We start from the raw sequence: 26,251 nt of genomic DNA, 5'->3' as shown, positions 1-26,251 counted from the left end.
GTTTCAGCGAAAAGGCGCTGTCGGGCCATTGTCCAAAACTCACATGGCATCGGTTCTGGATTCCGGGCTCAGGCCTGTCGGCCTGTCCCGGACTGACGGTGGAGTGGAAACAAGCGCCCCGCGATTGCCGGCTTCAATCGCGCTTGACCATGCGGCGCGGCTCGTTTAGCGTCCGGCAACTTTCGTCTCGACAGGGCTGCGACATGCGCAAGCTTATTATCGTAGAGGTGCGCTGGTAGGGGCCGGTTCGACAACCGGGCGTCCCCGACGCCAGCGCACGCCCAGGCCCCTCCGAGGGCCTTTTTTATTGCCTTTTTCCGACCGAAACCGACGAAGACCTCCGCAGGAGACCGTTATGAGCGAGATGATGACCGGCGCCGAGATGGTCGTCCGCGCCCTCCAGGACCAGGGCGTGGAGCATCTCTTCGGCTATCCCGGCGGCGCCGTGCTGCCGATCTACGACGCGCTCTTCCAGCAGGACAAGGTCAAGCACGTGCTCGTGCGGCACGAGCAGGGCGCGGTCCATGCCGCCGAGGGCTATGCCCGCTCGGCGCCGGGCAAGGTCGGCTGCGTGCTCGTCACCTCGGGCCCCGGCGCGACCAACGCCGTCACCGGCCTGACCGACGCGCTGCTCGATTCGATCCCGCTCGTCGTCATCACCGGCCAGGTCCCGACGCATCTGATCGGCTCGGACGCCTTCCAGGAATGCGACACGGTCGGCATCACCCGGTCGTGCACCAAGCACAACTACCTGGTGAAGAACATCGCCGATCTGCCGCGCATCCTGCACGAGGCCTTCTATGTCGCGGCCAATGGCCGGCCGGGGCCGGTCGTGATCGACGTCCCCAAGGACATCCAGTTCGCCACCGGCGCCTATAGCCGCCCGCGCGACAACCAGCACAAGACCTACCGGCCGGTGGTCAAGGGCGACCTCGACAAGATCAAGGCCGCGGTCGCGCTGATCGCCGGGGCGAAGAAGCCGGTGTTCTATACCGGCGGCGGCGTCATCAATTCCGGACCGCACGCCTCGGCGCTGCTGCGCGAGCTGGCGCGGCTGACCGGCTATCCGGTGACCTCGACCCTGATGGGGCTGGGCGCGTTTCCGGCCGCGGACAGGCAGTGGCTCGGCATGCTCGGCATGCACGGCACCTACGAGGCCAACCTCGCCATGCATGATTGCGACGTGATGGTCGCGATCGGCGCGCGCTTCGACGACCGGATCACCGGCCGGCTCGACGCCTTCTCGCCGCGGTCGAAGAAGATCCACATCGACATCGACCCGTCCTCGATCAACAAGAACGTCAAGGCCGATATCGGGATCGTCGGCGATTGCGCCCATGTGCTCGAGGACATGGTCCGGATCTGGCGCGAGACCTCGCCGCAGGTCGACAAGACGGCGCTCACCGCCTGGTGGACGCAGATCGACGCGTGGCGGGCGCGGAACAGCCTGAGCTACAAGAAGTCGGAGAGCGTCATCAAGCCGCAATATGCGATCCAGCGGCTCTACGAGCTGACCAGGGACCGCAACACCTACATCACGACCGAGGTCGGCCAGCACCAGATGTGGGCGGCGCAGTATTTCCATTTCCAGGAGCCGAACCGCTGGATGACCTCCGGCGGGCTCGGGACGATGGGTTACGGGCTGCCGGCGGCGATCGGCGTGCAGATGAAGAACCCCGGCGCGCTCGTCATCGACATCGCCGGCGAGGCCTCGATCCTGATGAACATGCAGGAGATGTCGACGGCGGCGCAGTACCGGCTGCCGGTCAAGGTCTTCATCCTCAACAACGAATACATGGGCATGGTGCGCCAGTGGCAGGAGCTGCTGCATGGCGGGCGCTATTCGGAGAGCTACTCGGCCTCGCTGCCCGACTTCGTCAAGCTGGCGGAGGCCTATGGCGGCCACGGCATCCGCTGCTCCGATCCGGCCGATCTCGACCGCGCTATCATGGAGATGATCGAGACGCCCGGCCCGGTGATCTTCGACTGCGTCGTCGCCAAGGAAGAGAACTGCTTCCCGATGATCCCGTCGGGCAAGGCGCACAACGAGATGATCCTGCCGGACTTCGAAGGCGATACCGGCGAGATCATCGACGCCAGGGGCAAGCAGCTCGTTTGAACACGACGTCATTGCGAGGAGCGTGAGCGACGAAGCAATCCAGGAGCCGCGGAGCGAGACCTCCTGGATCGCTTCGCTTCGCTCGCAATGACGGCTCTCGAAACGGCAGGGGAAGACCACATGGCGACCATCGGCCTGATCGGCGGGATGAGCTGGGAATCGACGGCGGTCTACTACCGGCTGCTGAACGAGGGCGTGCGGACGCGCCAGGGCGGGCTGCATTCGGCCGACATCCTGCTGCACTCGGTGGACTTCTCGCCGATCGCGGAGATGCAGGCGAAGGGCGACTGGGACCGCGCCGGGGCGGCGATGGCGGCGAGCGCCCGCCGGCTCGAGCAGGGCGGGGCGGCCTGCATCGTCCTCGCCACCAACACCATGCACAAGCTCGCCGACCACATCATCCAGGCGACGAACCTGCCCTTCCTGCATCTCGCCGACGTCACCGCCAAGGCGGTCCGCAAGACCGCGGCGCGCCGGCCGCTGCTGCTGGCGACACGCTTCACCATGGAGCAGCGCTTCTATCGCGACCGGCTCGCGGCTTTCGGCGTCGAGACGCTGGTGCCGGACGAAGCCGAGCGCGCCGATGTCCACCGCATCATCTACGATGAGCTCTGCCGCGGGCAGGTCCTGCCGGCCTCGAAGGCGCGCTATCGCGCGATCGTCGCGAGGGCGGCGCGGGAGGCCGGCGCCGACGGCGTCATCCTCGGCTGCACCGAGATCGGTCTCCTGCTCTCCCAGGCCGATTTCGAGCTGCCGGTCTTCGACACCACGGCGCTGCATGTCGAGGCGGCGCTCGACTTCACGCTGGCGATGGAGCAGGCGGCGTGATCCGCCGGCAGCCGTCCCTCATGGATGAGATCACGAAAAGGCGCGGGATCGTCGTCCTGCGCTCCGCTAGCGTCCGTGCTCCCCTGGACGGACGGAGCGCGTCATGAAGCTGATCATCGCCAACAAGACCCATTCCTCCTGGTCGATGCGGCCCTGGCTCGTCCTGAAGCAGTTCGGAATCCCGTTCGAGGAAGTCCTGATTCCGTTCGGGCCGACCATGGACGATCCGGACTGGAAGCATGCCGTCGCCGAGTACACGCCCGCCCGCAAGGTCCCCTCGCTCGTCGATGGAGCGGTCGCGGTCTGGGACTCCCTCGCCATCATCGAGTACCTGGCCGAGGCGCATCCTGAGCTGCCGATCTGGCCGCGCGACAGAGCGGCGCGGGCGCTGGCGCGCTCGATCTCGGCCGAAATGCATTCCGGCTTCGGCGCGCTGCGCGGCGCCTGCCCGATGAACCTCGCCTGGGTGCATCCCGCGCGCGACCGCGGCGAGGCCGTGGCGGCCGACATCGCGCGCATCACCGAGATCTGGCGCGATGCCCGCCAGCGCTTCGGCGACGGCGGCGATTTCCTGTTCGGGGCGTTCGGCGCGGCCGATGCGATGTTCGCGCCGGTGACGAGCCGCTTCACCACCTATTCGGTCGCGCTCGACCCGGTCAGCGCGGCCTATGTCGAGGCGGTGCAGGGCACCGCCGGCTTCAGGGCCTGGCGCGACGCCGCGCTGGCCGAGCCCTGGATCGTCCCCGTCGACGAGCTCGACGAGCCGGTCCTCACCGATTTCCGTCCGCATATCAGCCGAAGCCGAGCCCAGCCATGAACACGACGCATTATCCGAGCGCCCCGACCGCCCAGCCGATCGCCCGCCATACGCTGGCGGTGATCGTCGACAACGAGCCGGGCGTCCTCGCCCGCATCGCCGGGCTGTTCTCCGGCCGCGGCTACAACATCGAGAGCCTCACCGTCTCGGAGACCGAGCACGAGAAGCACCTTTCGCGCATCACCGTCGTCACCTCCGGTACGGCGAGCGTGATCGACCAGATCAAGGCACATCTCGACCGGCTGGTGCCGGTCCACCGCGTCGTCGACCTGACCCTGCAGGGCGAGGCGATCGAGCGCGAGCTCTGCCTGCTCAAGGTCGTCGGCAAGGGCGACCACCGTGTCGAGGCGATGCGGCTCGCCGCCGCTTTCGGCGCGCGCACGCTCGATGCGACGCTGACTTCCTTCGTCTTCGAGCTCACCGGCGCGACCGAGGAGATCGAGCGTTTCATCAAGCTGATGACGGTGGTGGGCCTGACCGAGGTCTCGCGCACCGGCATCGCGGCGATGAGCCGCGGCCCGGAGGCAATGTGATCGGGAGATGGCGCCCGAAACGCTCAACCTCGTCGCCCTCGCGCTCGGCGCCGTCGGCTTCGGCTGTTTTGCCCTCCCGGTCCTGCAGCGGCTGTCCGGCAGGGCCGAAGCCGAGCCGCTCGGCTCCGGCAGGAGCCTGCGCTCGCCTTTGTGGTGGGCCGGTTTCGTCCTGACCGTCGCGGCGATCTTCCTGCAGCGCATCGCGGCGCAGCAGATGGCGGGCGGCTGAGCCGCGGCCACGGCACTTGATCGCAGGCGGCGAGTGGCGGCAAATGCCCGGCACGATCCCTTGCGCGTGAACGGGCGATGTCGATCCGTCTCGAAATCCGCAGCTATCGTGGCGGGGACCGCCATCGCCACGATTACAGCCAGATCCTGCTGCCGATGCAGGGCGCGATGCGGCTCGATGTCGAAGGACATCGCAGCGTCGTGTCGAGCCATTGCGTCGCCATCATCCCGCGCGAGCACGAGCACGATTTCGAGCCGACGCCCGATTGCAGCATGCTCATCCTCGATGTCGAGGCCGGGGCGATCGCCGGCGAGGCGGAGCCGGCCCTGCTGCGCGAGCGCCGGCCGTCGCTGACCCGGGTCGAGCCCTGGCTGTGGCGGATGTTCCGCCAGCTCGGCGCCGAGGTCGAGACGGGGGCGTGCCGGGCCGGCGATGCCGCCGGCCTGGCGCTGGCGGGGCTGCAACTGGTGGCGCCGCGCGCGATACCCCGCCCCGTGCCGCGTTCGGAAAGCCGCGTCCTCGCCGTCGCGCACGGGAGCGGGGCGGCGAGCGTCGCCGAGATGGCACGAGCGGCCGGCCTCGGCCAGAGCCGGTTTCATGCGCTGTTCCGGGCGACCACCGGGCAGTCGCCGAAGCAATTGCAACTGAGCAGGCTCTTCGACGAAGCTGCCGAACAGCTCGCCGCGACGGCGCTGCCGGTCGCGGAGATCGCCTACGGCCTCGGCTATCAGAACGCCTCGTCCTTCAACCGGCAGTTCAAGCGGCGTTTCGGCCTGACGCCGTCCGAATTCCGCGCCGCGCGCCGCGCTGTCCAGGGTCGGTAGGCGCAGCTTCGGTCAACTCGTTCGGAGCTTCGCCTCATCACGGCGGCGCGGGTGGTCGCTATGGTCGACGCGACGATGCCACCCATAAGGACCGCTCGCGATGAAGCTCACCGATTTCAAGGTTCTGACCTTCGACTGCTACGGCACGCTGATCGACTGGGAGACCGGGATCTGGAACGCGCTGCAGCCACTTCTGAGCGCCGGCCGGCTCGCCCTCGACCGCGAGGAGGCGCTGGCGCGCTTCGGCCGGCTCGAAACCGAGCTCGAGGAGGCGGCGCCGTCGCTGCGTTATTCGACGCTCCTCGCCGCCGTGCATGCCCGCCTCGCCAGGGACCTCGGCGTTCACATCCATGCCGACCTGAACGAGCGCTTCGGCGCTTCGGTACCGGATTGGCCGGCCTTTCCGGATTCCGCCGAGGCGCTCGCCTATCTCAAGCGGCACTACAGGCTGGTGATCCTTTCCAATGTCGACCGTGCCAGCTTCGCGGCGAGCAACCGCAAGCTCGGCGTCAGCTTCGACGCGATCTACACCGCCGAGGATATCGGCTCCTACAAGCCCGACCCGCGCAATTTCGCCTATCTGCTGGCGCATCTGGAGGCCGATCTCGGAGTGCAAGCCGGCGCTGTGCTGCACACGGCGCAGAGCCTGTTCCACGACCATGTCCCGGCGGAACGGGCCGGGCTGGCGCGCGCCTGGATCGACCGGCGCTTCGGCATGGCCGGGAGCGGGGCGACGCAGTTGCCGGAGACCCGGCCGAATGTCGACTTCCACTTCAAGAGCCTCGCCGAGCTGGCGCAGGCGCATCGCGAGGCAAGCGGCGACTGATCAGCCGCTGAAGCCGCCATCATCAAGGAAGCGCTGCTCCTCGGCCGTGCTCTCGCGGCCGAGGACCGCGTTGCGATGCGGAAAGCGGCCGAAATCGCGGATGATGTCGCGGTGGATGATCGCCCATCTGGTCGAGTCGTCGTCGCCCGAGGCCTCGCTGAGGGTGACGCAGCGCTCCTGGTCGGCGAGATCCTCCGAGTGCATGAACGGCAGGTAGAGGAAGCGGCGCTCCGGATTGTCGAAGGCCCGGTCGAAACCGCGCGCGATCGCGCGGCCGGCGACCTCACGCGCGAGCGCGTCGGCCGCGAAGGCGTGGGCCGAGCCGCGATGGAGTTTGCGCGGGAACTGATCGAGCAGGAGCAGGAGCGCATAGACGCCTTCCGGAGTCTCCTCCCAGTCCGAGAGCTCGCCGCGCGCGGCGGCATCCACCAGTGGCCGGAAGCGCCGGGCGATCTCGGCGTCGAAGGCCTCGTCCTTGGCGAACCATGTCTCCGGTCCGGCCGCGCGCCAGAAGGCGAGAATCTCGGCGGCCGCGGATGGGGCAGGCTGTGTCATGACGGGCTCCGGATCAGGCGTGTCTCGCGAAGATATAGGTGCCCGCGCGTCAGGTTGGCGATGAACTTTCGCGCCGGCGCCCTTGCGTCCCGGGAAGCCGTAGGGTAGATGCCAGAACCGTAACGTACGGTACTCCGGATCGATGAGCGACACCGCGACCCATAGCCAAGGCGAGGCGCTGAGCGAGCGGCAGCAGGCCGTGCTCGACGCCGTGCTGGCGCTGATGGTGGAGCAGGGCGACCAGCTCACCATGACCGCGGTGGCGCGGCGGGCCAGCTGCTCCAAGGAGACGCTGTACAAATGGTTCGGCGATCGCGACGGTCTGCTGACCGCGACCGTGCAGTGGCAGGCCTCGAAGGTTCGCGCCGACCATTACGATCGCACGCGGCTCGACGCCTCGGCGCTGCGCGACAGCCTGATCCGTTTCGCCGTCAACTGGCTCGAGGTGATCTCGAGCCCGACCTCGATCGCGCTCAACCGCCTCGCCATCAGCCATGCCGCGACGCATGAGAGCAATCTCGGCGGCATCGTGCTCGCCAATGGCCGCTTCGCCATCGGTGCGCGGCTGAAGCCGCTGCTGGAGGCCGGGCGCGAGGCCGGGCTGCTCGACTTCGACGATGCCGAGACGGCATTCCGCACCTTCTTCGGCCTGATCGGCCGCGATGTGCAGATCCGCTTGCTGCTCGGCGACGCGCTGGAGCTCGGGCGGGCCGAGATCATGCGCGACGCGGCCCGGGCCGCCGACCAGTTCCTCACCCTTCACGGGCGGCCTGACACCGCACCGAAAGCCTGAAGCAAGAGATCAACCCAAGGAAGGACGCCAGCCATGCGCGTTTATTACGACCGCGATGCGGACATCAACCTGATCAAGGGCAAGAAGGTCCTGATCGTCGGCTACGGCTCGCAGGGCCATGCCCATGCCCAGAACCTGCGCGATTCCGGCGTCAAGGACGTGGCGATCGCGCTCAAGGCCGGCTCGGCCACCCGCAAGAAGGCGGAAGGCGCCGGCTTCCAGGTCTTCACGCCGGCGGAAGGCGCCAAATGGGCCGACGTCGTGATGATGCTGACCCCGGACGAGCTCCAGGCCGACATCTATCGCGACGAGCTCGCCGCCAACATGAAGGAAGGCGCGGCGCTGCTGTTCGCGCACGGCCTCAACGTCCACTTCAACCTGATCGAGCCGCGCAAGGATCTCGACGTGCTGATGGTCGCCCCCAAGGGCCCGGGCCATACCGTCCGCTCCGAATATCAGCGCGGCGGCGGCGTGCCGACCCTGATCGCGATCCACCAGGACGCGACCGGCAACGCGCATGATCTCGGCCTCTCCTATGCCTCGGCCAATGGCGGCGGCCGCGCCGGCATCATCGAGACCACCTTCAAGGAAGAGTGCGAGACCGACCTGTTCGGCGAGCAGGTCGTGCTCTGCGGCGGCCTCGTCGAGCTGATCAAGGCCGGCTACGAGACGCTGACCGAGGCCGGCTACGCTCCCGAGATGGCCTATTTCGAGTGCCTCCACGAGGTGAAGCTGATCGTCGACCTGATCTACGAGGGCGGCATCGCCAACATGAACTACTCGATCTCGAACACGGCCGAGTATGGCGAGTACGTCACCGGCCCGCGCATCATCACGCCCGAGACCAAGGCCGAGATGAAGCGCGTGCTGACCGACATCCAGTCGGGCAAGTTCACCCGCGACTGGATGCTGGAGAACAAGGTCAACCAGACCTCGTTCAAGGCGACCCGCGCCCGCTACGCCGCCCATCCGATCGAGGAGGTCGGCGCCAAGCTGCGCGACATGATGCCCTGGATCAAGGCCAAGGCGCTGGTCGACAAGAGCAAGAACTGAGCGGGTTCCGGAGTTCGCACGCAGGTCGACCGCCCTGCCGAGCCGATTCCGCAAAAGCTCTCAAATATATGAAAAACAAGGGAACAGGCGCCAGCAGCGGCGCCCGTTTCGCGTTCCCGGGCGGGGCTGCGGGAACCGCTTCCGGCGGCAGGCGTTGATGCTCCAGTCGATATCTGCAGGAGCGTGCGATGACCGGCGAAGGCGAAACCCGGCGCAGGGCGATCGAGCGGTTGCACCAGCGCCATGCCCGTCACGGACTGGCCGATGTCGCCAAGCCGGCGTCAGCGGACGATTCGTTCCCCGTCCTGCTGCTGGCAGGCTTTCTCGCCGTGACGCTGCTGGCGAGCGTGCTGATGCGCGCAGTCGGCGGCTAGGCGGCCAAGGGAGGCGGAGACCGTCATGCAAGACGATGTGAGAGAGCGCGAGGCGCGCATGCCGGCCAAGGGTGGCGAGCCGGTTCCGCCGATGCAGGCCGATGTCCATTCCGACTCGGATCCGGCGGTGGAGACCGCGGTCGAGGCCAGGCAAGGCTTCCTCGACCGGCCGGTGCTGCTCGTCCTCGTGGCGGGGCTCGCGCTGGCGATGATCGGCTGGGTCTTCGCCGAGCTGGTCTACTGAGCCAGCGTCGCCTGTCACCCGTCATCAAGGAAAACGTTCGCGACGAAGCAGGCCGAAGCTCAACGGATGGAGGCGAGGATGACACCGATTCGTTCGATGCATGCGTCCCAATGGCTCCGGTTCACCAGCGCGCAGCTGGCGCTCGGGGCGTCTTTCGCCCTGCTGATCCTCATCGTCTTCGGCATGCTCTGAGGCGGCCGTAGCGCCGGGCCGCCGCGCTGTAGGCGTGCCGTTCGGCCGCGCCCGGACCCCGCCGGCATCGCCGCTGACAGAAGCTGTCACAGGCCACGAAGGATTCTGACAGCTCCTGTCAGCGCATGAGCGTCCTCTCCGTCATCGCAAATGACGGAGGCAGGTCGTGATCAGCATCATCATCGGATCGGCCAAGCCCGTGTTCGCGGTCGCCCTCGGCCGGTGTCTCGGCGCGATCGGCCGCTGGCTGCAGTCTCACCGGGAGCATCGCATCCTGCGCGAGATGAGCGAGCGCGAGCTGCGCGATCTCGGCCTCCGCGACAGCGAACTGCGCGACAGGGCGGCGGCACCTTTCCCGGGCGACCCGACCGGGATCATCTCGCTGGGTGCCGGGCGGCGGCGCGGGCTGGCGGGCGGGGCCAGCGTCGACGAGGCTCTGCGCGGCCTGGGCATGGGAGCGCCGGGCGAACGGATCGCGCGGGAGCCCGACAGCGCGGGCAGCGCCCGGGTGGTCCGCCTGCGGGCGGCCGAATGAGCGCCTGCGAGCGCTCATGGAAGGCCCTGCATGAATGCAAACGAGCCGGCCGCTGCCGCCGCCGGCTCGTCTGATCTGGTCGGATCGGATCAGAAGGTGACGTGATCCTTGATCTCGGCTTCGACATTGGAGGGCAGGACGCTGCGCTTCACAAGATCGTCGAAGTTCTTGAACTTGGCCTTGGCGCGCTCCTCGATGATCTTCTTCGAGCGGGCCTCGCCGATGCCCTTGAGCTGTTCGAGCTCGGCGGCGCTGGCGGTGTTGATGTTGACCTTCTTGCTCTGGGCCTGGGTGGCGGGCGCCGCCGGCTTCGCGGCCGGAGCCGCGGGCGCGGCGGGAGTGGTCACGGGCGCGGCCGGCTTGGCCGGAGTCGTGGGCTGCGTCGCGGTCTGCGCGAGCGCCGGGCCGGCGGCGAGGGCGAGCGCGGCGAGGCCGGTGGCGAAACGGGAGATGGTCATGGCTTGGACTCCTGTTTAAGTCCTGCCCGGGGGAGCTGAGCTGCGCGGATGCCGGGCCGTCCGCGCCGCCGCGCCGGTGGCGGACCGGATGATCCGGTCCAGGCGCGATGGCAGGACTTTCGGCCGGTGCGGCTGAACGCGATCTGAGAGGCTCGTTCAGCCGGGGTTGTGGCTTTCGCCGGGTTTTCGCCGCGTTTGCGGCCGCTACTTCCCGGAGATCTGCACCATGAATTCGGAGAAGCGGCCGGCGCCGTAGATCAGGCCGAAGCCCCAGGCGAAGGAGGCGGCGAAGTTCGCCAGCTGAAACGGCCAGAACGGCATCTTCACGATCCCGGCCACCAGCGCGATCACGGCCCGGATCGGCCCGAAGAAATGGCCGATCGCGATCCCGAGCACGCCCCATTTCTCGAAGAAGTCATGGCCGCGCCGGAGCAGCTCCGGGTTATCGCGGAGCGGCCAGTGGTGACCGACGCGAGGGCCGAGCAGCAGGCCGACCCAGTAGGAGACCCAGAAGCCGGAGGCCGCGCCGAGCGCCGCGGCGAGCGAAAGCGGCACGAGGTTGAGACCGGAAGCACCGGCGATGGCGCCGAAGGCGGTGAAGAACACGGTGGCAGGCACCAGCCAGGAGAGGACGGCGACGCATTCGCTGAAGGCGATCAGGAAGACGATCGGCAGCGCCCATTGCTGATTGAGGCGCATGAACTCGACGAGACCATGCATCCATTGCTCGAGCTGCAGCATCGGCTAGCGGTTCTCCGGCCGTTCTCGTAAAAACTCCACCGGGAGCGATACAGCAGAAGCGCCGCGTTTTCGCCAGCTCCGAGGCGCGCCCCGTATCGCTCACGGGTTGCCTTCGCCGGGTGATCGCCTAGTGTTCGCGGCGAACGGAGACGAGCCGCGTGCGCCGGAACGGCCGCGACGGCAGGGGACGGGATATCCATGGAGCCCAAGGTCAGCCGGCCCGCCGATGCGGGCGCGGCAGCGGAAACGCCGGCGGTCAGGCTCGCCGGCATCGACATCACCTTCCATCTCAAGGGCGCAGGCCGCTACCAGGCGGTGAAGGGCATCGACCTCGCGGTCGCGCCGGGCGAATTCGTCTCGGTGGTCGGGCCGACCGGCTGCGGCAAGTCGACCCTGCTCAACGCCGCGGCCGGCCTGCTGACGCCGTCCGCCGGCAAGGTCGCGATCTTCGGCCAGCCGCTCTCGGGCCTGAACCGCCGCGCCGGCTATCTCTTCCAGCAGGACGCGCTGATGCCGTGGAAGACGGCGCTCGACAACGTCAAGGTCGCGCTCGAGCCGATGGGGGTCTCCGACGCCGAAGCGGACAAGCGGGCGCGCGACTGGCTCGGGCGGGTCGGCCTGCGCGCCTTCGTCGAGCGCTATCCGCACATGCTCTCCGGCGGGCAGCGCAAGCGCGTCGCCCTCGCCCAGATGCTGATCCGCGATCCCGAGATCCTGCTGATGGACGAGCCGTTCGGGCCGCTCGACGCGCAGACCCGGCAGATCATGGGCAATCTGCTGCTCGACCTCTGGTCGAGGGACCGCAAGGCGCTGATCTTCGTCACCCACGATCTCGAGGAGGCGATCGCGCTTTCCGACCGGGTGGTGGTGATGTCGGCAGGCCCGGCCGCCGGTATCGTCGCCGATTATCGCGTGCCGCTGCCGCGCCCGCGCGACATCGCCGAGATCAGGCTGGAGAAGGCCTTCCACGAGATCCACCGCGACATCTGGGCCTCGCTGCGGGTCGAGGTGCAGAAGGCCTATGCGATGGGCGAGGGCCGCGAGCTGGTCGGGGAGGGGAATTCGTGAACCGCATCAAGCTCCTGTCCCTGCAGGTCCTCGTCCTGATCGTCTTCCTGGCGATCTGGCACGTGATCAGCAGCTACCCGATCTTCGGCGAGGTGAAGACGATCCAGTTCTTCTTCTCGACGCCGGGCGAGGTGCTCGCCCGTACCTGGAAGCAGCTCACCGGGGCCGACATCTACTGGCATCTCGGCATCACCCTGACCGAAACGGTGCTGGCCTTCGCGATCGGCTCGGCCGCCGGCATCTTCTTCGGCTTCGCCTTCGCCCGGAACGCGCTGCTGGCGGCGGTGTTCGATCCCTATATCAAGGCGGCGAACGCCCTGCCGCGCGTGGTGTTGGCGCCGATCTTCGCGCTCTGGTTCGGGCTCGGCATCTGGTCGAAGGTGGCGCTCGGCTTCACGCTGGTATTCTTCATCGTCTTCTTCAACGTCTACCAGGGCGTGCGCGAGGTCTCGCCGACGGTGCTGGCCAATGCCCGCATGCTCGGCATGAACGAGCGCCAGCTTTTCCGCCATGTCTACTGGCCCTCGGCGCTGACCTGGATGTTCTCGTCGCTGCACACCTCGGTCGGCTTCGCGCTGGTAGGCGCCGTGGTCGGCGAATATCTCGGTTCGTCGGCCGGGCTCGGCTACAAGATCCACGAGGCCGAGAGCGTCTTCGACGTCACCGGCGTGTTCTCGGGCATGCTGATCCTGGCGATCTTCGTGATCGTGATCGACGCGCTCGTCACGCTGGTCGAGAACCGGTTGCTGGTCTGGCGGCCGGGGCAGAGCTCGACCACGACGACCTGACTAGCCGTCCTGGCCCGGCCGGGCCCCGAGCATCCGCGTCAGCTCGGCGAAGCGCGGCATCAGCTCGTCGCGCCGGCGCAGATGGCGGTCGATCTCCGCCGGCGGCCGGCCTGCCTCGCCGCCGCTCTCGCCTTGCGCGACGGCGCCTTGGAAGGTCTTGTCGAGCGCATAAGCCGCGGTCCTGTCGCTGATGAAGGCGAGTTCCTGATGCAGCGCCGTGTATTCGTTCATCAGCTTGAAGCGCTCTTCGAACCTGATCAGCCCGGCGAGGTCGTCGGCACCGGCGCCCGGCGGCTGCGCCTCGTCGCGCGCCTGCGCCAGAACGGCCCGGGCCTGGTCGGAGAGGTCGAGGATGACGGCATTGCTCCGGGCGGACGCCGCCGATCCCGGAGTGGCACGCGAATGGCCGGCGCTGTCCTCGGCCGGGACATGCGGCGACGGCGACTGCCCGAGCGCGGCCGCGGAAGTCGCGATGCGGGTCGCCACAGCGCTCACCATGGCCGTCTCCTGTTTCGTCCGTCCTGGTCGAAAGCCGGTTTCGAGGCGTCATCGAGGGGGCACGCGGCAGCCAGTGTGGAAGGCCGGGTTTAACAAGCGTTGAATCTTTCGCGTCGCTTCCTCTGCGGTCAGCCTCGCCGCTACGCTTGCCCAGCCCGCGGCGATGCGCCTATCCTCGCCATGAAATCGCGCCCTTCCCGAAGCGCGTCATCGATCGACCGGAGGAAAATCAATGGCTTTCACCCGCCGCACGGCGCTCGCCGCGCTCGCCTTGGCCACCGCGCTCGGGATCTCGCCGGCCTTCGCCCAGACCGCCGAGAAGCCCAAGCTGACGCTCGGCGTCGGCGGCAAGCCGCTGCTCTATTACCTGCCGCTGACGGTCGCGGAGAAGAAGGGCTTCTTCAAGGAGCAGGGGCTCGACGTCGAGATCAACGATTTCGGCGGCGGCGCCAAATCGCTGCAGGCGCTGGTCGGCGGCTCGGTCGACGTCGTCACCGGCGCCTATGAGCACACCATCCGCATGCAGGCCAAGGGCCAGGACATCCGCGCCGTGGTCGAGCTCGGCCGCTTCCCCGGCATCGTCATCGCCGTGCGCAAGGACCTCGCCGGCAAGGTCAAGTCGGCCGCCGACTTCAAGGGCCTCAAGATCGGCGTCACCGCCCCGGGCTCCTCGACGGCGCTGACGGCGCAGTACGCCATGGTCAAGGCCGGCCTCAAGGCGAGCGATGCGCCGATCATCGGCGTCGGCGGCGGGGCCAGCGCGGTCGCGGCGATGAAGCAGGGCCAGGTCGACCTGATCTCGCATCTCGACCCGGTGATCTCGAAGCTCGAAGCGGACGGCGACGTCAGCGCGCTGATCGACACGCGCACCGAGGCCGGGACCAAGGCCCTGTTCGGCGGCGCCAACCCGGCGGCGGTGCTCTACCTCAAGAACGACTTCGCCGAGAAGAACCCGGTGACGACGCAGAAGCTCGTCAACGCCTTCGTCAAGGCGCTGAAATGGCTGGAGACGGCGAAGCCCGAGGAGGTCGCCGACCTCGTCCCGGCCGAGTATCATCTCGGCGACAAGCCGCTCTATCTGCGTTCGGTGAAGAATTCGCTGGAGAGCTATTCGCGCACCGGCATCTCCTCGCCGGAGGCGATGAAGAGCATGTACGACGCGCTCAAGCTGCTCGATCCCGAGCTGACCAACTCGAATGTCGACCTGAGCAAGACCTTCATCGAAACGTTCGCCAAGAAGGCGGCGGCGGGGTCCTGATCGGCTTCGTCCCGTTTCTTCCGAGAACGATGGCGCCGCTTCGTCGCGGCGCCATTTCTTTTTGCGAGCGGTCGAACCGAACGCTGGACTCGCCGTCGCGACGGCGCGAGGATGTGTAATTGACGCTAGGAGAGGCCAGATGACCGAGCACTCCTCCATCAAGAGCGTGATCGAAAAAGCCTACGAGGCGCGCGTCAAAGGCGACCTCGACGCGCTGATGAGCTATTTCCATCCCGATTGCCGTTTCCAGCTGATGGGAGCGGCGGACCGCGAGGCGATCTGCCGGCCGCAGGAAGGGTGCGTGGCGGTGCGCGGCCAGATGGCCGATCTCATCGGCGCTTTCACCTTCGCCAATTTCGAGACGCTCGACGTCGTCGTCGAGGGGGATCGGGCCGCCTATCACTGGCGCGCCGATGTGACTTTCGTGCCGACCGGCCGCACCGAAACCTTCCAGACGCTCGACCTGCTCGCCTTCGAGAACGGCAAGGTGCGCAGCATCGCGCAGTTCACCGACACCGCGAGCCTGGCGCGGATCACCGCCGCGGCCCACTGAGCGGATCCGCTCATCGCAGCCATCACCGCTTTCGATTTGCGGCGAGGCCGGCGGAGGGGCTAGACCTTGCCCTCCCGCCGCGAGCCTGCCCGCCGATGAACATCCTCTCGATCCAGTCCCATGTCGCCTATGGCCATGTCGGCAATGCCTCGGCCGTGTTCCCGATGCAGCGCCTCGGCGTCGAGGTCTGGCCGATCCACACCGTGCAGTTCTCGAACCACACCGGCTACGGCGCCTGGAAGGGCCGGGTCTTCGACGGCGCCACGATCGACGAGGTGATGGAGGGCATCGGCGAGCGCGGCGTGCTCGCCCGGTGCGACGGCGTGCTCTCCGGCTATATGGGCTCGGCCGATATCGGCCACGCCATCCTCTCGGCGGTGGCCAAGGTCCGCGAGGCGAATCCCAAGGCGATGTATTGCTGCGATCCGGTGATCGGCGATGTCGGCCGCGGCGTCTTCGTCCGGCCCGGGATCCCCGAATTCATGCGCGAGCAGGCGGTGCCGGCCGCCGACATCGTCACGCCGAACCAGTTCGAGCTCGAGCTGCTCACCGATATCGAGATCCGGACATTGCCGGATGCGCATCGCGCCGTCGAAGCGCTGCGCGAGGCCGGCCCCAAGGTCGTGCTCGTCACCTCGCTGCACACCAACGAGACGCCGTCCGACGCGATCGACCTGATGGCGGCGGACGGGCAGGGCGCCTTCCGGGTGCGCACGCCGAAGATCGACCTCAACATCAACGGCGCGGGCGATGCGATCGCTGCGCTGTTCTTCGTGCATTACCTGCGCGACGGCTCGGCGGCGAGCGCGCTCGGCAAGGCGGCGTCGTCGATCTACGGGCTGCTGAGGCGAACCAAGGAGGCCGGCTCGCGCGAGATCCTGACGGTGGCGGCGCAGGACGAGTTCGTGACGCCCTCGCAGAGCTTCGCGCCCGAGGCGGTCTGACAGGCATGAAGCTGCGCCTCGGCACCTTCAACGTCGAGAATTTGCTGACGCGCCACCGCTTCGAGGCGGGCGGGCGTGGCGAGACGGCGGCGGCGATGTCGCTGTTCCATTTCCCGCGCACCGAGGAGCGCGACGCGGTCGAGCGTTCGCTCGCGGTCGCGCTCGAGGACGACAAGCGCCAGATGACGGCGCTCGCCATCGCCGAGGCCGATGCCGACATCTGGATGCTGCAGGAGGTCGATTCGCTGGCGAGCCTGCAGGCCTTCTTCGCCAATTACGTCCACCGCATCGCCGACCATCGCTACGGCCATTTCACCCTGCTCGACGGCAATGACCGCCGCAACATCGAGATCGCCTTCGCGGCGAAGCGCGACCTCGCCCAGCCGCGACAGCTCAGGGCGCGCTCCCACAGCGCGATGAGCTTCGCCGAGGCCGGCGCCTTCTCGCCGGAGATCGCCGCCTTCGGCATCGAGCCCGGCGACAAGGTCTTCGCCCGCGACTGCCTCGCGGTCGAGCTCGATCTCGGCGACCGCCGGCTCACCCTGTTCGGCTGCCATTTCAAGTCGATGGACAATGGCCGCGACGACGGCCGGCAGGCGACGCTGCCGATCCGCCGCGCCGAGGCGCTCGCGGTGCGAAAGATCGTCAAGGACTGGTTCGGTCGAGGCTGGCGCGCGGCGAACTGGGCGATCCTCGGCGATCTCAACGGCTTCAGGATCGGCCTCGGGCCGCTCGCGGCGCCAGTCGACGAGGGCGACAGCGGCATCGAGCCGCTGCTGGAGAAATTCGCCGTCGATCCGATGGCGAGCCTGCCGCCGCACGAGCGCTGGACCCATTTCCGGCGCTACTGGTCGGAAGAGCGCCAGAGCCTGGTCGACAGCCATATGCCGCTCGATCATATCCTGCTGTCGCCGGCGCTGGCCGTGGCCAATCCCGAGCCGGCGATGCAGATGATCCGGCGCGGCCTGCCCTATCGGGTGCCGCTCGATCCGCGCGAGGCCGACCGTTCCATGGCCAAGCTCGCCCTGAGCGGGGACCGCTATCCCCGTGTCGGCTGGGACCGGCCCAAGGCCTCCGATCACTGCCCGGTGACGATCGACCTGACGATCCCGAAGGAGACCGCATGACGCGCCGCTTCGCCACGCTCGACGTGTTCACGACCAGGCCGCATGCCGGCAACCCGCTCGCCGTCGTGCTCGACAGCGAAGGGCTCGACGGCGCGGCGATGCAGGCGATCGCCCGCGAGTTCAACCTGTCGGAGACGGTCTTCGTCGCGCCGCCGGCCGCGTCCGGGAATCGCGCCGCGATCCGCATCTTCACGCCGGGACAGGAACTGCCCTTCGCCGGGCACCCGACGGTCGGCACCGCCGTGCTGCTGGCGCTGCGCGACGCGGCGGAGGGGCGCGGAGCGGACCGGCTCGTGCTGGAGGAGACGGTCGGGCCGGTCGATTGCGCGGTCGCGCCCGTCGACCACCGCATCGGCCGGGCGACCTTCACGCTGCCCCGGCTGCCGCAGCGCCTGGAGCTGGCGATCACCGAGGGCGATCTGGCGCAGGCGCTCGGGCTGGCCGCTGCCGATCTCGGCTTCGACGGGCACCGGGCCAGCCTCTTTTCCGCCGGCGTCCCCTTCGTCTTCGTGCCGGTCGCGAGCCGGGCGGCCGTGGCGCGGTCGGGGCCGGCCGGCGCGGATTTCGGCCGGATCATGGCTGGCGCGCCGCATGGCAACGCCGTGGTCTATTGCCGCGAGCCGGAGGAGGCCGGGCATCACTACCATGTCCGGATGTTCTGGCCGGAGGCGGGGATGGTCGAGGACCCGGCGACGGGCGGCGCGGCGGCCGCCTTCGCCGGCGTGATCATGGCGTTCGACCGTCCCGGCGACGGCACGCATCGCTTCGTCATCGAGCAGGGCTACGAGATGGGTCGGCCCTCGCAGATCGAGCTCACCCTGACGGTTGCGGGCGGCGCCCTGGCCGCGGCGACGATCGGCGGCGCGGCCGTGGTGATGAGCGAGGGCGTGCTGCTGTGACGGGTCATGGCATCGTCGACGGGGCGATCGTCGCGCTCGAACGCGTCGAGGCGCGGGTCGAGCCGTTCGACTGGGCCTTCGCGCGGGAACAGGCCGACGCGATCGCCGCGCATTGGGCGAAGCTCACGGTCGGCAAGCCCGCCATGTTCAACGGCCGGATCATGCTGCAGCATCGCGCGGCGATCGTGGACGGCGTGTTCCGCGCCGGCTATTTCGGGGCGGACTATGCCGCCTTCCTGGCCTGGCGCGATTTCGGGCTGCCGCCGCCGGCGATCCGCAACGGCTTCGCCATGGCGGCCCTGCGCGCGGCGGACGGGGCCTTCCTGCTCGGCCGGATGGGCCCTCACACCGCCAATGCCGGCAAGGTCTATTTCGCCGCCGGCACGCCCGACGAAGAGGATGTCCGCGCCGACGGCACGCTCGACCTCGCCGGCAGCGTCACTCGCGAGCTCTGCGAGGAGACCGGGCTGGCGCTCGACGAGATCGCCGTCGAGGAGCGCTGGACGGCCGTGATCGTGCCGGGCCGCGTCGCCTTCATGCGCCCCGTCGCCATCGATCGCGAGGCGGAAGGCGCGCGGGCGCTGATGATGGAGCGGATCGCGCGGCAGGAGGAGCCGGAACTGTCCGACATCGTCATCGTCCGCGATCTCGCCGATTGCGCGGCCCATGACATGCCGCCCTTCATGATCACCTACCTCGCCCATATCTTCGAGGAGGAGTGATCCTCTCCTGGATCGCGGTCGTCCCGCACAAGCGGCGAAGCCGCGCCGATCCGGGATTCATTCCTGAGCCTCTCCAAAGAGGTTCAGGCATGGGTCCCGGGTCTTCGCTTCGCTCCGCCAGGCACGACCAATCTGTTCGACTGATGCAGCAATGCTGAAAGGCCAGCCCATGACCGCCTCCGAAATCCTTGCCCTGCCCGCCGGCAACCCGTTCGGGCGCGCCTGGGAGACGCCGTTCGGCCTGCCGCCCTTCGCCGCGATCGAGCCCGAGCATATCCGCGAGGCCTTTCCCGCGGCGCTGGAGACGCACCGGGCCGAAATCGAGGCGATCAAGGCCGAGCGGGCGGCGCCCGACTTCGCCAACACGATCGAGGCGCTGGAACGGGCGGCGCGGGGGCTGAGCCGGCTCGGCGGCGTGTTCTACAACCTCACCGGGGCCGACACCAACGAGACGCTGCAGGCGATCGAGCGCGAGATGTCGCCGGTGATGTCGCGGCACTGGTCGGCGGTGATGATGGACGAGGCGCTGTTCAGGCGCGTCGACGCGGTGTTCGAGCAGCGCGGACGCCTCGGCCTCGATGCCGAGCAGATGCGGCTGCTGGAGCGGACCCATCGCGGCTTCGTCCGCTCGGGCGCCAAGCTGTCGGGCGAGGCCAAGGCCAGGCTCGCCGCGATCAACGAGCGCCTGGCCGCGCTCGGCACCAGCTTCGGCCAGAATCTGCTCAAGGACGAGGCGAGCTACGCCCTGATCATCGAGGACGAGGCCGAGCTCGAGGGCCTGCCGCCCTTCGTCGTCGCGGCGATGGCGCGCGCCGCCGCCGATCGCGGCCAGGCCGGCAAGCACGCGGTGACGCTGGCGCGCTCGGTCATCGAGCCTTTCCTGACCTTCTCGACCCGGCGCGAGCTGCGCGAGCAGGCCTTCGCCGCCTGGAGCAAGCGCGGCGAGAACGGCGGAGAGACGGACAATCGCGCCATCGTCGCCGAGATGGTGAGCCTGCGGGCGGAGAAGGCGAAGCTCCTGGGATTTGCGACCTTCGCCCATTTCAAGCTCGACGATTCCATGGCGAAGACGCCGCAGAACGTGCGCGACCTGCTCGAGCTGGTCTGGAAGCCGGCCCGCGCCCGCGCCGGCCAGGAAGCGGCCGAGCTGTCCGCGCTCGCCCGGGCCGAGGGCGAGAACGGGCCGATCCGCCCGTCGGACTGGCGCTTCTATGCCGAGAAGGTCAGGCAGAAGACCTACGCGCTCGACGAGGCGGTGCTGAAGCCCTATCTCCAGCTCGACAGGATCATCCACGCCGCCTTCGACGTCGCCGGCCGCCTGTTCGGCCTCGCCTTCGAGAGCCGTCCGGAGCTCTCCGGCTACCACCCCGACGTCCATATCTGGGAGGTCAGGGAGGCGGAGACCGGCCGCCATATCGGCCTGTTCCTCGGCGACTATTTCGCCCGGGCCTCGAAGCGCTCCGGCGCCTGGATGAGCGCCTATCGCGGCCAGCGCAGGCTCGACGGCGAGGTCCGGCCGATCATCGTCAACGTCTGCAATTTCGCCAAGCCGGCGGAAGGCAAGCCGGCGCTGCTCTCGATCGACGATGCCCGCACGCTCTTCCACGAATTCGGCCATGCCTTGCACGGGCTGCTCTCAGACGTGACCTACGGCTCGCTCGCCGGCACCTCGGTCTCGCGCGATTTCGTCGAATTGCCCTCGCAGCTCTACGAGCACTGGTTCCTGACCAGGGAGGTGATGCGGACCTATTGCCGCCACGCAGAGACGGGCGAGCCGATCCCGGACGCGCTGATCGAGAAGATCAGGAAGGCGCAGACCTTCAACCAGGGCTTCGCCACGGTGGAATACACCTCCTCGGCGCTGGTCGATCTCGCCTTCCATTCGCTGGAGGCGCCAGCCGAGATCGATCCACTCGCCTTCGAGGCGAAGGAGCTGGCCCGGATCGGCATGCCCGCCGAGATCACCATGCGCCACCGCACGCCGCATTTCTCGCATGTCTTCTCGGGCGACGGCTATTCGGCCGGCTATTACAGCTATCTCTGGTCGGAGGTGATGGACGCCGACGCCTTCAACGCCTTCATCGAGGCAGGCGACGTCTTCGCCGCCGAAGTCGCCGGCCGGCTCAAGCGCTACATCTATTCGGCCGGCGACACGCGCGATCCGGCCGAGGCCTATACGCTGTTCCGCGGCCGCCTGCCGACGCCGGACGCGCTCCTGGAGAAGCGCGGGCTGGCGGGGTAGGCTGAGAGCGTCATGCTCGGCGCAAGCCCCGAGCATGACGTGCTGCCGTCACGGATAGCCGAACTTCGTCCGCGTCGCGCGGATCTGGGATATCGCGCCGGCCTCGTTGCCGGCGGCGCAGCTCCTGCGGGCCGTGTCGATCTCGGCACTGACGCGGGTATGGACGCCCTTGGTGGTGTGGCCGGTGGCGAGATCGTTGTCCATCACCGCCTGGAAGCGGTCGACCTCGCCGCCGCAGCCCGTGCCGGTCGGCATGCGGAAGGTGTTGGGGGTGACGCCGGTCGGCGCCTGCTCGGGCGAGGGCGCCGGCGGCGGGGCCGCCGTCTGGCAGGCCGCGAGAGAAAGACCGAGGGCGGCGGCAAGGAAGGCGGCGCGCATGGACGGAATCCCGACGAGAACGGTGCCCGGACCATGACCGATTCCCCGTCGAGCGCCAACGGCGCCGGCTTGCGCACGAACGTTCAAGACCTGGGAGGCTTGCCTTCCTAGGCTGCGATCCGGTAGACAGTGCCAGTCGATGAGAGGACTATCGTGGCCGCATCCGCCACCCATGCCGAGAGCCAGAGCCGCGCCGCCGCGCGGAGGGCCGGCATGTGCGCTTCGTCGCGCGCTCCCTCGCTTCCTGGTCAGCTGCTTCTCCTTACCTGCCCCTGAGGGCCGGCCGGGCATGCATGCCTGGGCGCTCAGGGGATGGTGGAAACAGACCTCAGCCTCACGCGCCCGCCGGAACCGAAAAGCGGGCGCCCCGACCAGGGACCAAGACCATGAGCAATGCCAGCACCGCCGCGTCCGCCAAGGACCGGGTCCTGATCTTCGACACCACGCTGCGCGACGGCGAGCAATGCCCGGGCGCGACCATGACCTTCGAGGAGAAGCTCGAAGTCGCCGACATGCTGGACGCGATGGGCGTCGACATCATCGAGGCCGGCTTCCCGATCGCCTCGGACGGTGATTTCGAGGCGGTCTCCGCCATCGCCGGCCGGATCAGGCGCGCCGTCGTCGCTGGCCTCGCCCGCGCGATCCCCGCCGACATCGCCCGCGCGGGCGAGGCGGTGCGCCATGCCGCCCGGCCGCGCATCCACACCTTCGTCTCGACCTCGCCGATCCATCTGCAGCACCAGATGCGCAAGAGCGAGGAGGAGGTGCTGGAGATCATCACTCGGACGGTGACGCAGGCGCGCGATCTGGTCGAGGACGTCGAATGGTCGGGCATGGATGCGACCCGCACGCCGATCGACTATCTCTGCCGTGCGGTCGAGGCCGCGATCAGGGCCGGCGCGACCACGATCAACCTGCCGGACACGGTCGGCTATGCGACGCCGGACGAATACCGCGCCATGTTCAGGGCGGTGCGCGAGCGGGTACCGAACGCCGACAGGGCGATCTTCTCGGCGCATTGCCATAACGATCTCGGCCTCGCCGTCGCGAATTCGCTGGCGGCGATCGAGGGCGGGGCGCGCCAGGTCGAGTGCACGATCAACGGCATCGGCGAGCGCGCCGGCAACGCGGCGCTGGAGGAGGTCGTGATGGCGCTGCGGGTGCGCGGCGACGTGATGCCCTACGACACCGGCATCGACGCGACCTATCTGATGCGCGCCTCGAAGGCGGTCTCGACCGCCTGCTCCTTCCCGGTGCAGTACAACAAGGCGATCGTCGGCCGGAACGCCTTCGCCCATGAGAGCGGCATCCACCAGGACGGCATGCTGAAGCACCAGCAGACCTACGAGATCATGACTCCGGCCTCGGTCGGCGTCACCAAGACCTCGCTGGTGATGGGCAAGCATTCCGGCCGCGCCGCCTTCCGCTCCAAGCTGAAGGAGATGGGCTACGAGCTCGGCGACAACCAGCTGGAGGACGCCTTCACCCGCTTCAAGGCGCTCGCCGACCGCAAGAAGCATGTCTACGACGAGGACATCGAGGCGCTGGTCGACGAGAATCTCGCGACCGCGCATGACCGGGTGAAGCTGGTCTCGCTGACGGTGATCGCCGGGACGCGCGGCCCGCAGCGCGCCATGCTCAAGCTCGACATCGACGGCCGGGTCGCGGCCGAGGAGGCCGAGGGCAACGGCCCGATCGATGCGGTGTTCAACGCGGTCAAGGCGCTGGTGCCGCATGAGGCGGTGCTGGAGCTCTACGACGTCCACGCCGTCACCGAGGGCACCGACGCCCAGGCGGAGGTCACGGTCCGCCTGTCGCATGGCGGCGCGGCGGTGACCGGCCGCGGCGCCGATCCCGACACGCTGGTCGCGTCCTGCAAGGCCTATCTCGCCGCGCTCAACAAGCTGGTCGCCCGCGGCAGCCGCATGCACGCCCAGGCGGCGGAGTGAGCGGGGGCGGGGCAGGGAGCGCGGCCGCCGTCTCGACCTGAGATGGCGGCGGACGCCATGGCGCCGCCCGCCCATCTCCTGATCGCATCGCGCGAGAAAGCTATTCCTTGCTCGCGACACGATCGCTAGTCTTGCCCGGTGCTGGATCCGGGGGGCTGCATGAGGCGCTGGCGTCGGCTGTCGTGGTCGTCGGTCCTGGTCGTTTGCCTATATGGCACGGCCATGCCGGCCTTGGCCGATGTCCGGCAATCGCCCGACAGCGCGACCGAGTTCTGGGGCGAATGCAGCTCCGACAGCGCGGATACCGGCATGCGCATCGACGCGTGCAACAGGGCGCTCGGGCTTGAGACGCATCCGGCGCGCCGTGCCCTCCTGCTGGTCGCGCGCGGCTGGCAGAAGCGACGCGGCGGCGACCGGAACGGCAGCCTGCGCGATTTCGAGGCCGCCCTGAAGATCGTGCCGGGAAGCGATGCGGCTTTGCGCGGGCGAGCCGTGATGCTGTCGGATCTCGGGCGCTATGACGAGGCCGAGCGCGCCTTCACGGCGATGCTGGCCGACGACGAGACGCGCCCGCTCCTCTACCTCGATCGCGGCCTGGTTCGTCGCCGGGCCGGCCGGCGCGAATCGGCCCTCGCCGATTTCAATGCGGCTCTCCAGATCCAGCCCCGCTATGCCGATGCGCTGGTCCAGCGCGGCCGGCTGGCGCTGGAGGGACGGGACCATGCCGCCGCGCTCGCCGATCTCGAGGCGGCGACCGGAATCGATCCGAAGGATACCGCGGCGCTGTACTGGTATGCGCAGGCGCTGAGCGAGAAGGGCGATCTCGACGCCGCCTTGCTGGCGTTCAACCGGCTGGTCGGGATCGAGCCGCAGGATGCCGGCAACTGGCTCCAGCGCGGCCGGCTGCAGGAAAGGCGGAGCGATCACGCGGCAGCCCTGCGCTCCTACGATCTCGGTCTCGAGCGAGCACCGAAAAACGGCGAGCTGCTGTTTCGCCGAGCCTATGTACTGTCCATGCTTCGTCGGGACGATGCGGCGATCGCGGCCTACGGAACGCTGCTGGCGGCCCATCCGCGGCAGGCCTCCGGCTACGGAAACCGCGCCTGGCATCTGTCGCAGAAGGGCGACCGGGCCGAGGCGATGCGCGATGCGGACCGCGCGATCTCGCTCGATCCGCGCAACGGGCAGCCTCACTACGTCAAGGGGCTGATCCATTTCGAGAGGAGGGACTACCGCAAGGCCCGCCGTGCGCTCGACCGCGCCGTGGCGCTCGGGCATGACACGACGGAGGCGGTCAATCTGCGCGGCCGCATCGCATTGGGCCTGAAGCGCCACGACGAGGCTGCGGCCGATTTCGACGAGGTGATCAGGCGGGCGCCGGCGGCGATGTTCGGCCATTACAATCGCGGCCTGACCGAGAAGCTGCGCGGACGCTGGGCGGAGGCGCTCGGCCATTTCGGCAGGGCTCTCGAGGCCGAGCCGGGCGACCCGGATTCCACGCGCCAGCGCGACGAGATGCTGGTCAAGCTCGGGCGGGAACGGGAGATCTGGCGCATCCGGCTGGTCGAGGCCGCCTCCGCCGTCAGGCGAGCGGTGCGGGCCGCGCGGGACCAGGCTTCGGCCAGCGCCGCTCAGACGGGCCGCGAACGTCTGCGCAGGCTGGACGACAGGCTGGAGCTCGATCCTTACGACGATGCGGCTCGGCTCGAGCGGGCGCGCCTCCTCGCAGCCTCGGCGGAGGGCCGGGCCCGCGCGCTCGCCGACGTCGAGCACCTGCTGCGGAGCCATCCGCGGAATGACGACGCCCGGCTCGAACGGGCCCGCATCCACTATGACGAGAAGCGCTATCCGCAGGCCGCCGCCGATGCGGAGCGCGTTCTGGAGCAGGCGCCGAAGCATGCGGACGCCTTCTTCTGGCGGGCGCGGGCGCGGGCGGCGCTCTCGCAGGACGCCGAGGCGGTAGCCGACTACACGAGCGTGATCTCGCTCGCTCCCGGATCGAAGCCCGCCCGCTTCAATCGTGGATTGCTGCACCGCAAGGCCGGCCGGCTGGCGGAAGCCGAAGCGGATTTCGAGGCGGCGATCAGGCTGCGGCCCGAGCAGTCGGATTCCTGGCGCTATCGCGGGCTCGTGCGCCTGCAGCAGAAGCGCTTCGCCGAGGCGAGGGCAGATCTCGAACAGGCCTTGCGGCTGGAGCCCGACCATGTCGGCGCGACGATCGATCTCGGCAACGCGCTCTATCGGAGCGGGGATTACGAGGCCGCCATCGCCCTTCTGACGCAGGCGATCGAGCGCGGGGTCACCAGCGTGGTGATCTGGAACAACCGCTGCTATTTCCACATCCTGCGGCGGCAGTTCGATCTGGCCCGCAGCGATTGCGCCGAAGCCCTCAAGCTCGACCCCCAGCGGGCGACGACCCTCCACAGCCTGGGCGCGATGAGGATGCACGAGGGCGATCTCGACGAGGCGCTCGCCTATTTCGACCGCTCGATCGCGCGCGATCCGAAGAGCGCCTTCGCCCATTTCGGGCGCGCCATCGCCCTTCTGCGCAAGGGCGAGGCGGAGCCGGCGCAGGATGCGTTCGCGAGGGCGCGCGCGCTCGATGGCGAGATCGACGAACGCTACCGGGAGCTCGGACTGGAGTATTGAGGCGCGCCGGCCGCCACTGTTGTGGAGGCGGCACAGCGGCGGCTTTTTTGCTTCG

The 26,251-nt window shown here is 68.7% G+C and carries 28 protein-coding genes; 23 read left to right on the top strand and 5 right to left on the bottom strand.

Going from position 1 to position 26,251, the window contains the following annotated elements; genetic code table 11:
* Positions 1-355 precede the first annotated feature (355 nt).
* The 7 genes from CS1GBM4_RS13940 (at position 356) to CS1GBM4_RS13910 (ending at position 6,176) form a co-directional block, all read left to right on the top strand.
* Positions 356-2,119 carry an acetolactate synthase 3 large subunit gene (locus CS1GBM4_RS13940; RefSeq protein WP_186419334.1) on the top strand — a complete coding sequence of 588 codons (1,764 nt, stop codon included), beginning with the start codon at positions 356-358 and terminating at the stop codon, positions 2,117-2,119.
* A gap of 120 nt (positions 2,120-2,239) precedes the next feature.
* Positions 2,240-2,947 carry an aspartate/glutamate racemase family protein gene (locus tag CS1GBM4_RS13935; protein ID WP_186419333.1) on the top strand — a complete coding sequence of 236 codons (708 nt, stop codon included), beginning with the start codon at positions 2,240-2,242 and terminating at the stop codon, positions 2,945-2,947.
* A 103-nt stretch (positions 2,948-3,050) separates the two neighbouring features.
* The gene (locus CS1GBM4_RS13930) at positions 3,051-3,764 is read left to right on the top strand and encodes a glutathione S-transferase family protein (protein ID WP_186419332.1); all 714 of its coding nucleotides are present in this window, start codon (positions 3,051-3,053) and stop codon (positions 3,762-3,764) included.
* Positions 3,761-4,297, top strand: coding sequence for an acetolactate synthase small subunit (gene ilvN, locus CS1GBM4_RS13925; protein WP_092160697.1), 537 nt, complete (start codon positions 3,761-3,763; stop codon positions 4,295-4,297). Before CS1GBM4_RS13930 ends, ilvN begins: the two co-directional genes overlap by 4 nt.
* A 7-nt stretch (positions 4,298-4,304) precedes the next feature.
* Positions 4,305-4,526 carry a hypothetical protein gene (locus tag CS1GBM4_RS13920; RefSeq protein ID WP_186419331.1) on the top strand — a complete coding sequence of 74 codons (222 nt, stop codon included), beginning with the start codon at positions 4,305-4,307 and terminating at the stop codon, positions 4,524-4,526.
* Positions 4,527-4,603: 77 nt separating this feature from the next.
* The gene (locus tag CS1GBM4_RS13915; RefSeq protein ID WP_186419330.1) at positions 4,604-5,350 is read left to right on the top strand and encodes an AraC family transcriptional regulator; all 747 of its coding nucleotides are present in this window, start codon (positions 4,604-4,606) and stop codon (positions 5,348-5,350) included.
* A gap of 100 nt (positions 5,351-5,450) precedes the next feature.
* Positions 5,451-6,176, top strand: coding sequence for a haloacid dehalogenase type II (locus tag CS1GBM4_RS13910; RefSeq protein ID WP_186419329.1), 726 nt, complete (start codon positions 5,451-5,453; stop codon positions 6,174-6,176).
* Here CS1GBM4_RS13910 and CS1GBM4_RS13905 read toward each other — a convergent pair whose 3' ends face one another.
* A complete protein-coding gene (locus CS1GBM4_RS13905; protein ID WP_186419328.1) occupies positions 6,177-6,731 on the bottom strand; it encodes a DUF924 family protein in 555 nt (184 codons plus the stop codon).
* 142 nt (positions 6,732-6,873) lie between these two features.
* Between CS1GBM4_RS13905 and CS1GBM4_RS13900 the strand changes: the two genes are divergently transcribed.
* From CS1GBM4_RS13900 to CS1GBM4_RS13880, 5 genes are all read left to right on the top strand, one after another.
* The gene (locus CS1GBM4_RS13900) at positions 6,874-7,524 is read left to right on the top strand and encodes a TetR/AcrR family transcriptional regulator C-terminal domain-containing protein (RefSeq protein WP_186419327.1); all 651 of its coding nucleotides are present in this window, start codon (positions 6,874-6,876) and stop codon (positions 7,522-7,524) included.
* Positions 7,525-7,557: 33 nt separating this feature from the next.
* Positions 7,558-8,577, top strand: a complete 1,020-nt coding sequence (gene ilvC, locus CS1GBM4_RS13895) for a ketol-acid reductoisomerase (RefSeq protein WP_186419326.1) — start codon at positions 7,558-7,560, stop codon at positions 8,575-8,577.
* Positions 8,578-8,765: 188 nt separating this feature from the next.
* Complete coding sequence (locus CS1GBM4_RS13890; RefSeq protein WP_186419325.1) at positions 8,766-8,951, top strand: hypothetical protein; 186 nt, start codon at positions 8,766-8,768, stop codon at positions 8,949-8,951.
* A gap of 25 nt (positions 8,952-8,976) precedes the next feature.
* A complete protein-coding gene (locus tag CS1GBM4_RS13885) occupies positions 8,977-9,195 on the top strand; it encodes a hypothetical protein (RefSeq protein ID WP_186419324.1) in 219 nt (72 codons plus the stop codon).
* 358 nt (positions 9,196-9,553) lie between these two features.
* Complete coding sequence (locus tag CS1GBM4_RS13880; protein WP_186419323.1) at positions 9,554-9,922, top strand: DUF1127 domain-containing protein; 369 nt, start codon at positions 9,554-9,556, stop codon at positions 9,920-9,922.
* Between the two features lie 89 nt (positions 9,923-10,011).
* Here the strand turns inward: CS1GBM4_RS13880 and CS1GBM4_RS13875 are convergent, their stop codons facing one another.
* Positions 10,012-10,380 (bottom strand): DUF655 domain-containing protein, encoded by a 369-nt coding sequence (locus CS1GBM4_RS13875; protein WP_186419322.1) that lies wholly within the window; start codon positions 10,378-10,380, stop codon positions 10,012-10,014.
* 204 nt (positions 10,381-10,584) lie between these two features.
* Positions 10,585-11,121, bottom strand: coding sequence for a DedA family protein (locus CS1GBM4_RS13870; protein ID WP_244607227.1), 537 nt, complete (start codon positions 11,119-11,121; stop codon positions 10,585-10,587).
* A 198-nt stretch (positions 11,122-11,319) separates the two neighbouring features.
* Between CS1GBM4_RS13870 and CS1GBM4_RS13865 the strand changes: the two genes are divergently transcribed.
* The gene (locus CS1GBM4_RS13865) at positions 11,320-12,189 is read left to right on the top strand and encodes an ABC transporter ATP-binding protein (protein WP_186419321.1); all 870 of its coding nucleotides are present in this window, start codon (positions 11,320-11,322) and stop codon (positions 12,187-12,189) included.
* Positions 12,186-12,977, top strand: a complete 792-nt coding sequence (locus CS1GBM4_RS13860; RefSeq protein WP_186419320.1) for an ABC transporter permease — start codon at positions 12,186-12,188, stop codon at positions 12,975-12,977. The genes CS1GBM4_RS13865 and CS1GBM4_RS13860 overlap by 4 nt, the downstream gene beginning before the upstream one ends.
* Here CS1GBM4_RS13860 and CS1GBM4_RS13855 read toward each other — a convergent pair whose 3' ends face one another.
* The gene (locus CS1GBM4_RS13855; protein ID WP_186419319.1) at positions 12,978-13,475 is read right to left on the bottom strand and encodes a hypothetical protein; all 498 of its coding nucleotides are present in this window, start codon (positions 13,473-13,475) and stop codon (positions 12,978-12,980) included.
* A 232-nt stretch (positions 13,476-13,707) separates the two neighbouring features.
* Here CS1GBM4_RS13855 and CS1GBM4_RS13850 point away from each other — a divergent pair, with 232 nt between their 5' ends.
* The 7 genes from CS1GBM4_RS13850 to CS1GBM4_RS13820 all read left to right on the top strand — a co-directional run bounded on the left by CS1GBM4_RS13850 (position 13,708) and on the right by CS1GBM4_RS13820 (position 21,220).
* Positions 13,708-14,733 (top strand): ABC transporter substrate-binding protein, encoded by a 1,026-nt coding sequence (locus CS1GBM4_RS13850; RefSeq protein ID WP_186419318.1) that lies wholly within the window; start codon positions 13,708-13,710, stop codon positions 14,731-14,733.
* 139 nt (positions 14,734-14,872) lie between these two features.
* Positions 14,873-15,286 carry a nuclear transport factor 2 family protein gene (locus tag CS1GBM4_RS13845; protein WP_186419317.1) on the top strand — a complete coding sequence of 138 codons (414 nt, stop codon included), beginning with the start codon at positions 14,873-14,875 and terminating at the stop codon, positions 15,284-15,286.
* 95 nt (positions 15,287-15,381) lie between these two features.
* Positions 15,382-16,230, top strand: a complete 849-nt coding sequence (pdxY, locus tag CS1GBM4_RS13840; protein WP_186419316.1) for a pyridoxal kinase PdxY — start codon at positions 15,382-15,384, stop codon at positions 16,228-16,230.
* Positions 16,231-16,235: 5 nt separating this feature from the next.
* A complete protein-coding gene (locus tag CS1GBM4_RS13835; RefSeq protein WP_186419315.1) occupies positions 16,236-17,357 on the top strand; it encodes an endonuclease in 1,122 nt (373 codons plus the stop codon).
* Complete coding sequence (locus tag CS1GBM4_RS13830; protein WP_186419314.1) at positions 17,354-18,256, top strand: PhzF family phenazine biosynthesis protein; 903 nt, start codon at positions 17,354-17,356, stop codon at positions 18,254-18,256. The genes CS1GBM4_RS13835 and CS1GBM4_RS13830 overlap by 4 nt, the downstream gene beginning before the upstream one ends.
* A complete protein-coding gene (locus CS1GBM4_RS13825; protein ID WP_186419313.1) occupies positions 18,253-18,978 on the top strand; it encodes an NUDIX hydrolase in 726 nt (241 codons plus the stop codon). The genes CS1GBM4_RS13830 and CS1GBM4_RS13825 overlap by 4 nt, the downstream gene beginning before the upstream one ends.
* Before the next feature lie 169 nt (positions 18,979-19,147).
* Positions 19,148-21,220, top strand: a complete 2,073-nt coding sequence (locus tag CS1GBM4_RS13820) for a M3 family metallopeptidase (RefSeq protein WP_186419312.1) — start codon at positions 19,148-19,150, stop codon at positions 21,218-21,220.
* 48 nt (positions 21,221-21,268) lie between these two features.
* On the opposite strand, the gene CS1GBM4_RS13815 is transcribed toward CS1GBM4_RS13820, so the two are convergent.
* The gene (locus tag CS1GBM4_RS13815) at positions 21,269-21,598 is read right to left on the bottom strand and encodes a hypothetical protein (protein ID WP_186419311.1); all 330 of its coding nucleotides are present in this window, start codon (positions 21,596-21,598) and stop codon (positions 21,269-21,271) included.
* A gap of 386 nt (positions 21,599-21,984) precedes the next feature.
* On the opposite strand from CS1GBM4_RS13815, the gene CS1GBM4_RS13810 reads away from it, so the two are divergent.
* Both CS1GBM4_RS13810 and CS1GBM4_RS13805 read left to right on the top strand, forming a co-directional pair.
* Positions 21,985-23,547 carry a 2-isopropylmalate synthase gene (locus tag CS1GBM4_RS13810; protein WP_186419310.1) on the top strand — a complete coding sequence of 521 codons (1,563 nt, stop codon included), beginning with the start codon at positions 21,985-21,987 and terminating at the stop codon, positions 23,545-23,547.
* A 222-nt stretch (positions 23,548-23,769) separates the two neighbouring features.
* On the top strand, positions 23,770-26,196 hold the full coding sequence (locus tag CS1GBM4_RS13805) for a tetratricopeptide repeat protein (RefSeq protein ID WP_186419309.1): 2,427 nt from the start codon (positions 23,770-23,772) through the stop codon (positions 26,194-26,196).
* The last annotated feature ends 55 nt before the right edge of the window (positions 26,197-26,251 follow it).

Source organism: Allobosea sp. CS1GBMeth4, from assembly GCF_900185715.1.
In the GTDB taxonomy this organism is placed as follows: domain Bacteria; phylum Pseudomonadota; class Alphaproteobacteria; order Rhizobiales; family Beijerinckiaceae; genus Allobosea.
Note: the sequence above shows the minus strand (reverse complement) of the source record. Positions and strands in the feature narration are given on the sequence as shown.

What these genes read in the sequence shown, in the direction of transcription:
- CS1GBM4_RS13940 (WP_186419334.1), top strand. Translation starts at nt 356, where the DNA reads ATGAGCGAGATGATGACCGGCGCCGAGATGGTCGTCCGCGCCCTCCAG.
- CS1GBM4_RS13935 (WP_186419333.1), top strand. Translation starts at nt 2,240, where the DNA reads ATGGCGACCATCGGCCTGATCGGCGGGATGAGCTGGGAATCGACGGCG.
- CS1GBM4_RS13930 (WP_186419332.1), top strand. Translation starts at nt 3,051, where the DNA reads ATGAAGCTGATCATCGCCAACAAGACCCATTCCTCCTGGTCGATGCGG.
- ilvN (WP_092160697.1), top strand. Translation starts at nt 3,761, where the DNA reads ATGAACACGACGCATTATCCGAGCGCCCCGACCGCCCAGCCGATCGCC.
- CS1GBM4_RS13920 (WP_186419331.1), top strand. Translation starts at nt 4,305, where the DNA reads ATGGCGCCCGAAACGCTCAACCTCGTCGCCCTCGCGCTCGGCGCCGTC.
- CS1GBM4_RS13915 (WP_186419330.1), top strand. Translation starts at nt 4,604, where the DNA reads ATGTCGATCCGTCTCGAAATCCGCAGCTATCGTGGCGGGGACCGCCAT.
- CS1GBM4_RS13910 (WP_186419329.1), top strand. Translation starts at nt 5,451, where the DNA reads ATGAAGCTCACCGATTTCAAGGTTCTGACCTTCGACTGCTACGGCACG.
- CS1GBM4_RS13905 (WP_186419328.1), bottom strand. Translation starts at nt 6,731, where the DNA reads ATGACACAGCCTGCCCCATCCGCGGCCGCCGAGATTCTCGCCTTCTGG.
- CS1GBM4_RS13900 (WP_186419327.1), top strand. Translation starts at nt 6,874, where the DNA reads ATGAGCGACACCGCGACCCATAGCCAAGGCGAGGCGCTGAGCGAGCGG.
- ilvC (WP_186419326.1), top strand. Translation starts at nt 7,558, where the DNA reads ATGCGCGTTTATTACGACCGCGATGCGGACATCAACCTGATCAAGGGC.
- CS1GBM4_RS13890 (WP_186419325.1), top strand. Translation starts at nt 8,766, where the DNA reads ATGACCGGCGAAGGCGAAACCCGGCGCAGGGCGATCGAGCGGTTGCAC.
- CS1GBM4_RS13885 (WP_186419324.1), top strand. Translation starts at nt 8,977, where the DNA reads ATGCAAGACGATGTGAGAGAGCGCGAGGCGCGCATGCCGGCCAAGGGT.
- CS1GBM4_RS13875 (WP_186419322.1), bottom strand. Translation starts at nt 10,380, where the DNA reads ATGACCATCTCCCGTTTCGCCACCGGCCTCGCCGCGCTCGCCCTCGCC.
- CS1GBM4_RS13870 (WP_244607227.1), bottom strand. Translation starts at nt 11,121, where the DNA reads ATGCTGCAGCTCGAGCAATGGATGCATGGTCTCGTCGAGTTCATGCGC.
- CS1GBM4_RS13865 (WP_186419321.1), top strand. Translation starts at nt 11,320, where the DNA reads ATGGAGCCCAAGGTCAGCCGGCCCGCCGATGCGGGCGCGGCAGCGGAA.
- CS1GBM4_RS13855 (WP_186419319.1), bottom strand. Translation starts at nt 13,475, where the DNA reads ATGGTGAGCGCTGTGGCGACCCGCATCGCGACTTCCGCGGCCGCGCTC.
- CS1GBM4_RS13850 (WP_186419318.1), top strand. Translation starts at nt 13,708, where the DNA reads ATGGCTTTCACCCGCCGCACGGCGCTCGCCGCGCTCGCCTTGGCCACC.
- CS1GBM4_RS13845 (WP_186419317.1), top strand. Translation starts at nt 14,873, where the DNA reads ATGACCGAGCACTCCTCCATCAAGAGCGTGATCGAAAAAGCCTACGAG.
- pdxY (WP_186419316.1), top strand. Translation starts at nt 15,382, where the DNA reads ATGAACATCCTCTCGATCCAGTCCCATGTCGCCTATGGCCATGTCGGC.
- CS1GBM4_RS13835 (WP_186419315.1), top strand. Translation starts at nt 16,236, where the DNA reads ATGAAGCTGCGCCTCGGCACCTTCAACGTCGAGAATTTGCTGACGCGC.
- CS1GBM4_RS13830 (WP_186419314.1), top strand. Translation starts at nt 17,354, where the DNA reads ATGACGCGCCGCTTCGCCACGCTCGACGTGTTCACGACCAGGCCGCAT.
- CS1GBM4_RS13820 (WP_186419312.1), top strand. Translation starts at nt 19,148, where the DNA reads ATGACCGCCTCCGAAATCCTTGCCCTGCCCGCCGGCAACCCGTTCGGG.
- CS1GBM4_RS13815 (WP_186419311.1), bottom strand. Translation starts at nt 21,598, where the DNA reads ATGCGCGCCGCCTTCCTTGCCGCCGCCCTCGGTCTTTCTCTCGCGGCC.
- CS1GBM4_RS13810 (WP_186419310.1), top strand. Translation starts at nt 21,985, where the DNA reads ATGAGCAATGCCAGCACCGCCGCGTCCGCCAAGGACCGGGTCCTGATC.
- CS1GBM4_RS13805 (WP_186419309.1), top strand. Translation starts at nt 23,770, where the DNA reads ATGCCGGCCTTGGCCGATGTCCGGCAATCGCCCGACAGCGCGACCGAG.